We start from the raw sequence: 12,895 nt of genomic DNA, 5'->3' as shown, positions 1-12,895 counted from the left end.
CCCCGTCCCCTCAAGCACCAGCCCGAAATATCGGTTGGCGGAAGGCCGTTTATGCCTCCTGCTTGTAGAAGCTCTTGAAGGCGCCGAAGATGACCGCGGCGAGGGCGGCGCCCACGAGCGGCGCGAAGATGAACACCCAGACCTGGTCGAGCGCCACGGTGTTGCCCTCGAAGGCCATGACGAGCGCAGGACCGAAGCTGCGCGCCGGGTTAACGGACGTGCCGGTCAGAGGAATGCCCATGATGTGCACGAACGCGAGCGTAAGGCCGATCACCAGGCCGGCAAAATGCCCGGTCTTGCCGTCGGCGGTCACGCCAAGAATGGTGAGCACGAACACCATCGTGAGGATGACCTCGACGAGGACGGCGCCGAACATCGAGATGCCGGTCGAGGAGGCCTCGCCGTAGCCGTTGCAGCCAAGGCCGGTCGCGGCGACGCCGCCGAGGTCGGCGCAGTTGTTGATCACGAGCATGAGCACGAGCGCGGCGACGATCGCGCCGATGAACTGGGCGATCCAATAGCCGAACAGGTCCTTCAGGGAGATGCGCTTGTCAACGAACAGGCCGAAGGTCACTGCCGGGTTGATATGGCAGCCGGACACGTTGCCGATGGCGAACGCCATGGCGACGATCGACAGGCCGAACGCGAACGCGATGCCGAGGTTGCCGAGCACCGAGCCGGCGACCGCCGCGCTGCCGCAGCCGAAGAACGTGAGCACGAACGTGCCGAGCGCCTCGACGCCATACTTCTTGATCGAATTGCTATCCACTGAAAACCCTCCTTCAGATGCGCCGCCCCCTGCGGCGCAAACGTGCGGTAGTTAACCAGCGGCGAAGGTTTCAGACAAGGCCTTTCGGCCCTCTTCAAGGAGATGTTGAAGGCAGGGACCTGCAGACGGGCCCGCGCTTCGCACAAAAAAGACCCGACGGTCATCGCCGCCGGGTCCATACCGATCGAATGCTTGCCGCCGCGTTAGCGCTTGAGGCCGCCGCGCTCGTCGATGGCCTCCCAGAAGGCGTCGCGGAACCGCGGGTCCTCGGCGGCCATCAGGGCGTTCGTGGCCATCCAGCCGCTCGGCGTGCCGGTGTCGTAGCCGGACAGCGGGTCGATGACCACGGCGTACATGGCCTCGCGCTCGAGGCTGCGCGCCATGGCGTCGGTGAGCTGGATCTCGCCGCCCTTGCCCGGCTCCTGGTCGCCCAGAAGGTCCATGACCAGGGGGCTCAGCAGGTAGCGGCCCACGATGTAGAGGTTGGAGGGGGCGTCCTCGGGAGCGGGCTTCTCCACCAGGCCGGAGACGCGCCACACGGCACCGGGCTCGTCGTCGGCCGGCTCGCCGCTGCCCGGGACCGTGCCCACGCGCTCGCCGGCGATCACGCCGTAGCGGCTGACCTCCTCGGGCGAGCAGGGGGCGACGGCGATCACGGAGGCGCCGGCGTGGGCCTGCGAGACGGCCATCATCTTGGTGCAGATATCGCGCGAGGGCACGACGTAGTCGCCCAGCAGCACCAGGAAGCTCTCACCGGCGACGGCGTCGGCGGCGGAGCGGATGGCGTGGCCGAGGCCGCGGGGCTCGTACTGATAGCGGAAGTCGACCGGCATGTTGCCGGCAGCGGCGACGGCGTCGGCGTAGGCCGCCTTGCCGCGCTCGCGCAGCAGGCCCTCGAGCGAACGATCGGGCTGGAAGTAGCTCAGCAGCTCGGGCTTGCCCGGCGACGTGACGATGATGACGTCATCGACCTCCTCGGGAGCAAGCGCCTCCTCGACCACGTACTGGATGACCGGCTTGTCGAGCACCGGCAGCATCTCTTTGGGGGTGCACTTGGTCGAGGGCAGGAAGCGGGTGCCTAGACCAGCGGCAGGTATGATGGCCTTCATCTCAGAAATCTATTCCTTTCGCAAACGCGCATGCAAAGCAAGCGCATCTAAATAACAAGCGCATATCTCTGCGCTCGGGATACCTATTGAGCTAGCGTACCCCAAAGCGGCCGCTTATGGGGCAGAAGGGCGAAAATTGCGCCGGAAATGCGCAGATATAAAGCGTCCGTTACGTCCATTTCCATACCAGTGTAAACGAATGTAAAGCCCCCCCTTACAGCATCTGATGGAACGAGGCGGCCATCGTCGCCATGGAGACGCGCCAGGCGCTCCCCTGCGGGTCGAGATTCCTCGAGCCGTCCTCCATGGTCTTGCCGCTCATGATGCCGCGATCGACGATCCAGCCCATGGCGGGACGCGCCCATTCCGACACGTTCTCCCAGCCGGGGATGGATGCCGCCTCATCGAGGCCGCTCGAGACGTCCAGCCCGGCGACCCGGGACGCGTAGTTGCACAGCATGACGGCGAGCTGCTCGCGCGTCACCGGCTCATCCGGACCAAACGTCGTGTACGCGCCGCTCTCGTCCCTATAGCCGTTGATGACGCCCGTGGCGCGCGCCCACGCGATGGCGGGGGCGTAGTACGCGTCTTCGTCCACGTCGTCGAACGGGTCGGCCGCAACCCTCGGCTCACCCGCCATGCGGTGCAAGATCACCGCGACCTGCCCGCGCGTGATGGAGTCGTAGGTGCCGAACAGGTCCGAATCGGTGTATCCGGACATCAGCCCATGGTCGACGGCGTACTCGAACAGGCCGCCCTGGGTGTACCACTCGCCCTCGTGGATGTCTGAGAACCCGTAGTAGCCCTGATCTGGCTCGGGGTCCGGCTCAGGCTCGGGCTCGACGTAGCGCGTGATGCCGTACATGAACCCGCGGGAAAGCTCGCCGAACGAGATGACGCGCCCCCAGTGGATGGATGCGTTGTAGTTGCCCTCGGCGACAACGACGCCCCCGTCGCGCACCTCGAGAACCACGACCGTGTGCGTGTCGTAGTTGACGCGCAGGATGTCTCCGACCCGCACCTGGGAGAGGTCCTCGTACGTCGTGCCGGGATTGGACCCGAAGGCCGCGTCGCTCAGGATGAGCGCGAACGCGTGGCAGCCATAGCCCGCCTGGTAGAGTGCCGGGCTGAGATAGTAGTCGTCATTCGTCCATCGCATGCCCTCCGGGTACTGGGCACGCAGCGCGACGATGCGCTCGTAGGCCTCCTGCTCGCTGACGGAGGCGCCCTGCGCCGCATATGCCGGCTGGGCCCCGATCGCGAGCGCTGCGGGCATGCCCATCACCAGCGCCAGCGCCGCCATGAGCGCCAACGCGAAGCGCCGCGCGCGTCCGGAGATTTCCGACAGTCGTTGCATCCCGATCACCCTGTCCCCTTGGCAATAGAACTTCAGACTCGGATCGTCTCGACTATCGCACAGCCGCGGGACGCCCGATGCGGCCCTTAGGCGAGCGAGGGCCATGGTCCGGCAACCGTCAAGAAGCCGCCGGGGCGCTGCCGGGGCGCGAGGACAGACCCGGAAAGGCGACGATGGACAGCTTGCGCGCCCGCAGGCACTCCCCCGCAGGCGCGCAGCCGCCCCTCACCACCCCCGAAAAGGGATGTATACGAGTTTGTCATTGTTTTTTGGTGCCATCTCGCCACATGCGCCGCACCCGTTTGCATTTCCGCAGGATTCAACTGGGAAAATGCTGAGGGGTGCAGCGCATGTTGGGAAAGGGCACTCAAAAACAATGACGAACTCAACCTATGACCCTTATGGGTTTTATTTTGAGCAGTTTTTTATGCAGTTTCTTGATGAGAATATACAATTTGCACTATAAGGGTGCTCAGGCCGGCGAATCGTTCGGCTCAGGCCCCGCTCATCCGCACAACAAAAGGCCCGGACGATCCGGGCCTTTTCGACGATATGCACATCGCCGCGCTATCAGATGAAGGCAGATGACGCAAAAGGGCGCCCGCCCGCGGCGCACGCGCCTACACGTGCACGTTTCCGCTGCCGATGCCCATGACCGGCTCGTCGAGCGGCAGCCAGTCCACCACCCGCTCGATGGCGCGGTTCCAGTATTCCCAGGTATGGCCGCCAGCGGTCTCCTCGTAGGTCACCGAGAACCCTTGTGCGTCCAGCTCGCGGGCCACATCCCGGTTCGCGGCGAGCAGCGAGTCCTCCGTCCCGCACGACACGTAGATCCGCGGAAGCGGCCCGCCCGATGCGACCAGCCGACCCGCAAGCCACAGCGGGTCGCGATCGCTGCCCGCGACGGCATCCGGATCGCCGTAGACCGCCTTCGCGAACCTGCGGGACTGGAAGAACGTCGAGGTGTCGTCGGTCCGCTCGGAAACCCCGTCGACGAGCAGCGCGCCCGACATCGAGGCGATGGATCCGAACGTATCCGCGTATTTGAGCCCGTTGCGGAGCGCACCGTAGCCTCCCATGGAGAGCCCGCCGATGAAGGTGTCCTCGCGGCGGCGGGACAGGGGGAACATCGCGCGCGTGAGGGCGACGAGCTCCTCGCCGATAAAGCGGCCGTAGTAGTCGTGGGCTTCGGGCTGGTCGAGGTAGAACATGTTGTCGCCCGAGGGCATGACAACGGCCAGGTCGCGCTCCTCGGCCCAGCGCTGAATGCAGGTGCCGCTCACCCAGTCCGTATAGTTGCCGAAGATTCCGTGCAACAGGTAGAGCGTCTTGAACCCACCCGCGGGCTCATTGGGCACGTAGCGGGCGCCGTCCTCCTCGGCACGGACAGCCTCAACCTGCTTGTCCACAGGAAGAATCACGTTTATCGGCACCGTTCTCATGAGCATGGACGAGAAGCAGTTTACGGTGATCAGCGCCATGGATACCCCTTTGGATGCGGCGCGACCCATCTCAGATGATCGCGCGGAACCCCTCGGCCCCGCACGGTGGGGAGACCTCACCGCAAAACTGCAGGAACGAGGGGGGTTACTATATCTTGAAGATGAATTTGGTATCAAATCGGGAAGTTCAGATGGAAAACGGCCATATCTGACAAGCCTGTGGCCTGCGGTTTCTTTGTCCGGCAGGCACCGCAGGCCTCGGGAGGGGCCTTCGATCCGCCTCAAAGCAGCCCTTCTTGCACACGAGTTGATACCAAATTCAAAACAGGGCGTCCCCGCACCTTGATAAAGCCTTTTACCTCTGCGGTTCTGCACGCGGGCAGATACAGCGTCCTCCCCTCGCGCTCCGGACGCCCCGCACGGCCAAGACCGGTGAGAAATCGCTGCCCTACTGCACCGACGCCAGCAGCGAGCGGATCGACTCCATCTGCTCGGGCGTCACCTGGACGGCCGGCTCGTTGATCTTGGTGGAGATCGGAAGGCCCTTGATGTTCACCGCGGCCTTGATCGCCGAGATGAACAGGTCGCACGTGTCGTACACCGCCATGAGCTGCGAGATGCGCTCGGCGCACGAAACCGCGGTCGCGAAGTCGCCGCCCTGATAGGCGGCATGCATCTTGGCGAACAGCTCGGGCTCGACGTTGGTGAGACCGCACAGGACGCCGTTGCCGCCGGACACGCGGTTGACGAGGTAGTACTCATCGAAACCGGACAGCACGGAGAACTCCGGGTTCACCTTGCGCACCTCGGCGATCACCTTGCGGGTATGGCTGATGGTGTCGACCGTGTCCTTGATGCCGCAGATGTTCTTGTGCTCGCGCGCCAGGTCGGCCACAAGATCAGGGGTGAGATCCGAACCCGTGCGGGCGGGGAAGTTGTACAGGATGACGGGCAGCTCGGTCGCCTCGGCGATGGCGCCGAAATAGGCCTTCGCGGTCGGCGCGGACGGCCCGAAGTAGTACGGGGAGACCGCCACGACGCCATCGGCCGCAACCTGCTCGGCGAACTTCGTGAACTCGATCACGTTGGCGAGCACGGTGTCGCCCACACCTGCCAGCACCTTCATGCGGCCCGCGACGCGCTCGACCGCAAACGCCAGCGCCGCCTTCTTGTCCTCCAGCGAGAAGCTGAAGAACTCGCCGATGCTGCCGAACAGCAGCACGCCGTCGATCCCGGCATCGGCCAGATGGTCGAGATGCTTGCCCCACAGCTCGTAATCGATCTTGCCCTCATCGTCGGTGATGGTGATCGACGGGCAGTAGATACCTTCAAACATGGTTGACGCTCCTCTCGGGGCACAGCCCCGCCTATCAAGGGATACCAGTGCGAGGCTCAGACGGCCCCGCGCGTTCCGCGCGCCCTACAGCGTGAGGCCGTAGGCACGCACGGCGTTGTTCATAAAGAAGTCCTCGTCGTCGCCGAACGCATCGCGCAGGAGACCGAAGTGCTCCTCGAAGGAGGAATACATCTCCACGACCGGCCAGTTGGACGCATAGAGCAGCCTGTCGGCGCCAAACGTCTCGCGCACTAACGCGAGCAGCTCGGACACGAAGCCGCGATCGGAAGTGGGATAGCCCGAAACCTTGACGTACAGGTTGGGCAGGCTGGCGAACTTCCTCATGACCGCGCACCACGGCTCGTCGAGCGCCTCGACGTTGCCCAGATGGTTGAGGATCACCGTCTCCTCGGGCACCTGGGCGAACGCCTCGTAGGCGTCCTCGAGCTCGGACACGCGGTTGCACGACTCGAAGGGCATGCCGGCCGCGGCGAGCGCGCGCAGGCCGTCGACAAACGACTGCTCCAGGCAGCGGCCACGGGGCTCGCTATCGATGTGCAGCGGCTCGCGGATGCCCGTCGCATGCAGCGGCACGCGCATGCTGGGGCTCACCGTGCTGCGCAGCATGGCCGCGCGGATCTTCCCATGCCGAGCCATGAGATCGTAGACGATCCGGTCCTCCGCGACGGGGTCGGCGCAATCCACCTCGACGTACACGCCGCCCGCGAACTCGACGCCCGGAAGCTTGCCGTAGAGCGCCTCCAGGTCATCGAACGTGTAGGTGCGCGTGATGCTGCCATCGGTGCCCTCGAGCCAAGGAAGGCTTTGCGTCTCGAGGTCCCACACATGGAAGTGGGAATCGATGACCTTCAGATCGGCCATGGGCCCTCCCCCTTACGCCAGCGAGCGGTCAAGGTTGACGTAGCCGCCGTCGACGTTCAGCCATTGGCCCGTGGTGTGCGAGGAGCGGTCGGACAGCAGGAAGCACGTCGTGTCGGCGATCTCCTCGACCGTCGTCATGCGATGGCCCAGCGGGATCTTGTCGGTGATGAGGCTCAGGCGGGCCTGCTGGGCCTCCTCGTCGCCAAAGGACTTGATCCACTTGGCATACAGCGGGGTCCATGCCTCGGCGACCACGATGGCGTTCACGCGGACCTCGTCGGCGACGAGGGCGGCGGCCCATTCGCGCGTGAGGCCGAGAATCGCACCCTTGGCGGCGGCATAGGCGGACGTCTTGCCCTGGCCGGTCAGCGCGACCTTGGACGAGATGTTCACGACGGAGCCCTTGGACTCCTTCAGATAGGGCACCGCCTGGTGGACGAGCTCGAAGTAGTGCGTCAGGTTGTTGTGCAGCGACGCCTCGAATTCCTGCCAGGTCGTGGACTCCAGGTCGAGGTTGTCGTTGCGTCCGGCGTTGTTCACGATGCCGTCGATGTGGCCGTACTTCCTGTAGACGTCCTCGACGATGGGCTTGAGCTCATCGGTGTCGTTCAGGTCGATGTAGCGGATGTCGTACTCGTCGGTGATCTCGGAGATCTCCTTGATGAACTCGTCCTCGACGCCGTCTTTGCGGTTCAGCACGACCGGGATGGCGCCCTCGCGCGCGAGCTGGAAGACGATTCCCTTGCCGATGCCCTTGAAGCCGCCGGTGACGATGACGACCTTTCCCTTGAGATGCAGATCCATGGGTTTGCTCCTTATCTCCGTGCGCGCCCGGCGCGCCCGCTTACATGTAGTTGCACAGGTGCGGCAGCGCCGTCTCGGTGTAGCCGAGCGCCTCCGCACGGGTCGGCCTGCCGTTGCAGACGTCGATGATCTGGTCGATCAGCCGGTCGCGCAGCTCGATCATGGACTCGGGGCCGTAGATGGTCGCCGAGGCGTCGAAATCGATGTTGTCCGCCATGGTCTGCGCGGTGTTGCGGTTTGCGGTCAGGCGCAGCACGGGCGCCACCGCGTTGCCCGTCGGCGTGCCGAGGCCCGTGGAGAAGACCACGAGCTGGCACCCGCCGGCGATAATGCCTCCCACCGAGGACGCGTCGTTGCCCGGCGTGTCCATGATGACCAGGCCCTCCCCCGCCTTGAGCGGGGCCGCGTACGGGTAGACCGCGGAGATGTCGCTGTGACCGCCCTTGTGGATGCAGCCGAGCGACTTCTCCTCGAGCGTCGTGAGGCCGCCGGCGATATTGCCGGGGCTGGGGTTGCCCTCGCGCATCTCGGCGCCGAACATCTGCACGTACTTCTCGTAGTCGGACACGATCTTGAGCGTCTGCTCGGCGACCTCGGGCGTCTTGCCGCGGCGCGCCAGGATGTGCTCGCCGCCGAAGAGCTCGGGCGTCTCGCACAGCACGGAGGTCGCCCCCTGGGCGACCATCCAGTCCGAGACCTCTCCGATCAGCGGGTTGGCACCCAGGCCGCTCGACGTGTCGGAGCCTCCGCAGTTGGTGCCGAAGATCAGCTCGGAGACGGGGCATTCGACGCGCCGCTCCAGCGACGCCTCGTCGGCGAGCTCGCGCGCGATGCGCGTGCCCTCCTCGACGGCCTTGATGGAGCCGCCGACCTGTTGGATGACAAGCGTCCTGACCGGTTTGTCCGTGCGCTCGCGGATGGCGTCCACGACCAGGTCGTTCTGGCAGCCCTCGCACCCCAGCGACACCGCGAGCACCGAGGCGATATTGGGGTTGGCGGCGAGCCCGGCCATGGTGTCGATCGTCATTTGCTGATCTCGCGCGACCTGCGAGCAGCCGTTTTGGTTGTGGAACGTGACGCACCCGTCGACCGCGCGTGCGATGCGTTCGGTGGTGTCGGAGGCGCAGATGCTCGTGGGGAGGATGAGCACGTGGTTGCGGATACCCACGCGGCCGTCGCTGCGGCGATAGCCCCAAAAGGTGCGCGTCGGCCCTGCCTCGACATGCCGCACGGCGACGCGCGAGGTGTCCTGCCTGGCGGCATCGGCGTCTTTGAGCTCGTCGGAGCTCGCGCAATTGTGCACGTGCACGTGCTCGCCCGCCTTGATGTCCGATGTCGCGACACCGATATACTCGCCGTACTTCACCACGGTCTGCCCCTTGGCGATATCGCAGCGCGCGACCTTGTGGAACAGCGGGATGTCCTGCACCGCCGTCACCGCCCCCTCGCTACCGTCGGGCAGCGAGAAGACCGCGGTCTCGCCCGAGCTCAGCGGGTAGATGGCGACCACGACATTGTCCCTGGCATCGATAGCTACGGAGTTCCTCATACCGTTCCTCCCGGTTGATCGCCGAGCAAGACCGCTCGCTCACTCGTGTTCCATGAAGACATGCGGGTTGTGGTGTTTCTAATTGTTCCTATATAGGAACTCTGTTCTGTATTACAACTTCAGTATAGCCTCACGAAACGCGTTTTCAAGTGAGTTCGACCACGATTCCGAGGAGCAGACCATGGAGCAGGACGTCAAGCAGCATCGCGCGACCCAACGCGTCCTCGCCGTGCTGGAGCAGCTGACGGCGCACCCCGAGGGCCTCACGTTCACCGAGCTCTGCCACGCGCTCGATGCGCCCAAAAGCAGCCTCTCCCCCATCTTGCACACCATGGCGGGTAGCGGGTTCATCGCGCTCGACGAGCACGGGGCGCGCTACCGCGTAGGCATCAAGACCTATGTGGCGGGCAGGGCCTACGACCGCACCGATTCGGACATGCGCCTGCTCAGAGAGGTGGTCAGAGGCGTTGTCGACGCCTGCGACGAAACGGCGCAGGTCGGCATCCTCGACGGCGCGTCGGTGCTCTACATCCTGCGCATCGATTCCTCACAGCCCGTCCGCCTCAAATCCGAGGTGGGGACCCTGCCGGCGTACTGCACCGCGATCGGGAAGGCCCTGCTGAGCGAGAAGGCCCGACCGGATCTGGAGGCGCTGCTCCCGCAGCGATTCGAGCGCTTCACGGATGCAACGCTTCGCTCTATCGACGAGCTTGAACCGGAGCTCGAGGCGATTCGTTGCACCGGGTTCGCCTACGATCGTCGCGAGACCGACGATGCGATCACCTGCGTGGCCACCCCCGTGCACGCGCGCGGCGCCGTGGGCTACGGCCTGGGGGTCTCCGTCCCCGCGTACCGGTTCACGCCCGAGAAGGAGCTGCTCATCAAGCAGGCGCTGTCCTCTGCGCGTGTACAGCTCGAGCGGGCGCTATCGTAGGGACAGGACCTGCAGAAACGCTGATCGTTCGCTCGCGCGCCGCGCCGCCGCACCGATGCGGGCGTCTTGAGCCATAAAAAAACGGGGCCCGGTTGCCCGGACCCCGCGTGCGTTCCGCTTATGCGGCGCGCGAAAGCAGACGAGTCGTCTGCAAGAAGTTACTTGATGGAGACGGCAGCGCCGGCAGCCTCGAGCTTCTCCTTGGCAGCGTCGGCGTCCTCCTTCTTGACACCCTCGAGAACGGCCTTGGGAGCGCCCTCGACGACCTCCTTGGCCTCCTTGAGGCCGAGGGAAGTGAGCTCGCGGACGACCTTGATGACCTGGATCTTGTTGTCGCCGAAGCCCTCGAGCACGACGTCAAACTCGGTCTTCTCCTCCTCCTCGGCGGCACCGCCAGCAGCGGGAGCGGCGACGACGGCGGCAGGAGCAGCGGCGGAAACGCCGAAGGTGTCCTCGATAGCCTTCACGAGCTCGGAAGCCTCGAGCAGGGTCATTTCCTTAAGGGCCTCGATGATCTCATCGGTGGTAAGCTTAGCCATGTTAAAAATCCTTTCGGTTTCCCTGCGTTTTGCAGGGAGATGTGTGCGGTGGCGCTAAGCGCCGGGAACGGGTGCGGCTATGCGGCCGCCTGAAGGCGAACCTGGAAACTAGGCTGCCTTCTGCTCGGAGACCTGCTGGATCGAGCGAGCAAGACCGCTGGAAACGCCGTTGACGCAAACAGCGATGTCGCGCGCGAAACCAGAGATGAGGCCGGCGATCTGACCCAGGAGCTGATCCTTGGTGGGCAGCTCGGCGATAGCGTTGACCTCCTCGGCGTTGACCGCCTTGCCCTCGGAGATACCGCCCTTGATCTCAAGGACGCCCTTGGACTTCGCGGCGAACGTCTTGAGGCACTTGGCGGCCTCGACGGGCTCGTTCTCATAGAACACGTAAGCGACCGGACCGACGAGGATATCGTCGATTGCGGGCTGCTCCTGGTTCTGGAGAGCGATGCGCACGAGGTTGTTCTTGTACACCTTCATCTCGGCACCGGTCTCGCGGAGCTGGTGACGCAGCTCCTGAGCCTGCTTAACGGTCAGACCCTTGTAGTTGACAACGAACATGCCGTTGTTCTCCTGCAGACGAGACTCGATCTCTGCAACCATGTCGACTTTGTACTGCTGTGGCATTGTTACACCTCCTTCTCGCTTTTCTTAAGGCACGGACCCGTGCAGGACGTGACGGGGGCATGTCTTTAAGAAAAGAAAACCCCCGCGCTGTAGAGAGCGACGGGGGCGAGAAGACATATCTGCTCGACCACCTCGGCTGGCGGGTTACCCCATTGAGCTTTGGAGCCGCTGGGACTCCTTGGCGCCGGCTGTCTCTGGCAGCGGATTCGTGCGTGAACCTGTTGTAGTATGCCGTGGCGCGCAGACCGCGTCAAGCGTGCGGTCTAAATTCACGTCCACGACACATGAGCCGCGCGGCCCGTGTACGGCCAGCGCTCGGACCTGCCGGCAGACTCCCTATCCTCTCAGCGAGGCGACGAAGCGCTCGAGCCTGCGCAGGCCCTCGTCGAGCGCGTCGTCCGCCACGCAGTAGGACAGGCGCGCGAAGCCCGCGCACCCGAAGCACTCGCCCGGCACGAGCCCCACGCCCGCCTCGACGATGGCGCGCTCGCAGAACTCCTCGGAGCCGAGCCCGGTCTGCGTCACGGGGATGAACGCGTAGAAGGCGCCGGCGGGCTTGACGGCCGGCGGCATGCCCATCTTGTCGAGCGCCTCCAGCACGCGGGTGCGGCGCGCGCGGTAGATATCGAGCATGGGGGTCGGGTCGACCTCGAGCGCACGCGCCGCCGCCGGCATGACGAAGGCGGGCACGGAGGACACCATATATTGGTGCGCCTTGGCGATCTCGGCGGCAATCGGAGCGGCCGCGCTCACCCAGCCCAGGCGCCAGCCGGTCATCGCCCACGGCTTGGAGAAGCTGTCCACCACGACGGTGCGGTCCGCGAGCTCGGGGTGGCGCACGGCGAAGCGCTCGTAGGGCCCCTCGTACACCAGGCGGTTGTACACGTCGTCGCAGATCACGAAGATGCCGGCCTCCTCCGCCACGGCGGCGACCGCGTCGAGCGAGGCGGCATCGAGCAGGCAGCCGGTCGGGTTGTTGGGCGTGCAGATGATGATCGCCTTGGTCGCCGGCGTGACGAGCGCGCGCAGCTCGCCCTCGTCGATCTGGAACCCGGCCTCGACCGTGCTCATGAGCACCGGCGTGCCGCGGTTGATGTGCACCGCCGCCTCGTAGAGCGTGAAGGCCGGCACCGGGATGATGACCTCGTCGCCGGGGTCGAGCAGGGCGGCAAGCGTGGCCGAGATGGCCTCGGTGGCGCCGGCCGTCACGGTGACGGCCTCGGGGTCCGCGGGGATTCCCTGGCGCGCCATGTACGCGGCGATGGCGCGGCGCAGCTCCGGCGTGCCGCAGTTCGGCGGATAGTGCGTCTCCCCGCGCGCGAGGGCCGCCGCGACCTCCGCCGAGATCGCGGGCGGCGTGTCGAAATCCGGCTCGCCGAGCGCCAGGGGGATGCAATCGGGCTGCTGGGCGGCAAGGGTGTTGATGCGGCGGATGCCGGACGGTTTGATCCGGGCGAACGCTGAACTCGTTGACTTCATCATGGTGAGACCTTCCGTTATACGTGCTGTTCAGCATAGCACCCGATGGCCCACAGCCTCCCGCA

12 protein-coding genes are annotated in these 12,895 nt (G+C 65.2%); 1 reads left to right on the top strand and 11 read right to left on the bottom strand.

What is annotated here, in order from left to right:
- Positions 1 to 49: 49 nt before the first annotated feature.
- From QVN30_RS00730 to QVN30_RS00695, 8 genes are all read right to left on the bottom strand, one after another.
- Positions 50 to 769, bottom strand: coding sequence for an MIP family channel protein (locus tag QVN30_RS00730; protein ID WP_289835051.1), 720 nt, complete (start codon positions 767 to 769; stop codon positions 50 to 52).
- Between the two features lie 203 nt (positions 770 to 972).
- Positions 973 to 1,878, bottom strand: a complete 906-nt coding sequence (locus QVN30_RS00725) for a UTP--glucose-1-phosphate uridylyltransferase (RefSeq protein WP_087202132.1) — start codon at positions 1,876 to 1,878, stop codon at positions 973 to 975.
- A gap of 214 nt (positions 1,879 to 2,092) precedes the next feature.
- Positions 2,093 to 3,235 (bottom strand): S-layer homology domain-containing protein, encoded by a 1,143-nt coding sequence (locus QVN30_RS00720; protein WP_289835256.1) that lies wholly within the window; start codon positions 3,233 to 3,235, stop codon positions 2,093 to 2,095.
- Positions 3,236 to 3,855: 620 nt separating this feature from the next.
- Entirely contained in the window at positions 3,856 to 4,716 is an 861-nt protein-coding gene (locus QVN30_RS00715) for an alpha/beta hydrolase (protein WP_204587232.1), read from the bottom strand.
- A 409-nt stretch (positions 4,717 to 5,125) separates the two neighbouring features.
- Positions 5,126 to 6,013 carry a dihydrodipicolinate synthase family protein gene (locus QVN30_RS00710; RefSeq protein WP_289835050.1) on the bottom strand — a complete coding sequence of 296 codons (888 nt, stop codon included), beginning with the start codon at positions 6,011 to 6,013 and terminating at the stop codon, positions 5,126 to 5,128.
- A gap of 84 nt (positions 6,014 to 6,097) precedes the next feature.
- Entirely contained in the window at positions 6,098 to 6,895 is a 798-nt protein-coding gene (locus tag QVN30_RS00705) for an amidohydrolase family protein (protein WP_289835049.1), read from the bottom strand.
- A 12-nt stretch (positions 6,896 to 6,907) separates the two neighbouring features.
- Positions 6,908 to 7,699 carry an L-fucose dehydrogenase gene (locus QVN30_RS00700; RefSeq protein WP_273341331.1) on the bottom strand — a complete coding sequence of 264 codons (792 nt, stop codon included), beginning with the start codon at positions 7,697 to 7,699 and terminating at the stop codon, positions 6,908 to 6,910.
- Between the two features lie 40 nt (positions 7,700 to 7,739).
- Positions 7,740 to 9,248: a UxaA family hydrolase gene (locus tag QVN30_RS00695; RefSeq protein ID WP_289835048.1), complete on the bottom strand. Its 1,509-nt coding sequence runs from the start codon at positions 9,246 to 9,248 to the stop codon at positions 7,740 to 7,742.
- Positions 9,249 to 9,429: 181 nt separating this feature from the next.
- Here QVN30_RS00695 and QVN30_RS00690 point away from each other — a divergent pair, with 181 nt between their 5' ends.
- Complete coding sequence (locus tag QVN30_RS00690; RefSeq protein WP_289835047.1) at positions 9,430 to 10,182, top strand: IclR family transcriptional regulator; 753 nt, start codon at positions 9,430 to 9,432, stop codon at positions 10,180 to 10,182.
- Between the two features lie 158 nt (positions 10,183 to 10,340).
- On the opposite strand, the gene rplL is transcribed toward QVN30_RS00690, so the two are convergent.
- The 3 genes from rplL to QVN30_RS00675 form a co-directional block, all read right to left on the bottom strand.
- Complete coding sequence (gene rplL / locus QVN30_RS00685) at positions 10,341 to 10,721, bottom strand: 50S ribosomal protein L7/L12 (RefSeq protein WP_066829429.1); 381 nt, start codon at positions 10,719 to 10,721, stop codon at positions 10,341 to 10,343.
- A 108-nt stretch (positions 10,722 to 10,829) separates the two neighbouring features.
- Positions 10,830 to 11,351, bottom strand: a complete 522-nt coding sequence (rplJ, locus tag QVN30_RS00680; protein ID WP_204570641.1) for a 50S ribosomal protein L10 — start codon at positions 11,349 to 11,351, stop codon at positions 10,830 to 10,832.
- A gap of 336 nt (positions 11,352 to 11,687) precedes the next feature.
- The gene (locus QVN30_RS00675; protein WP_289835046.1) at positions 11,688 to 12,833 is read right to left on the bottom strand and encodes a pyridoxal phosphate-dependent aminotransferase; all 1,146 of its coding nucleotides are present in this window, start codon (positions 12,831 to 12,833) and stop codon (positions 11,688 to 11,690) included.
- Positions 12,834 to 12,895 lie beyond the last annotated feature (62 nt).

Source organism: Collinsella ihumii (assembly GCF_030385545.1).
Classification (GTDB): Bacteria; Actinomycetota; Coriobacteriia; order Coriobacteriales; family Coriobacteriaceae; genus Collinsella; species Collinsella ihumii.
Note: the sequence above shows the minus strand (reverse complement) of the source record. Positions and strands in the feature narration are given on the sequence as shown.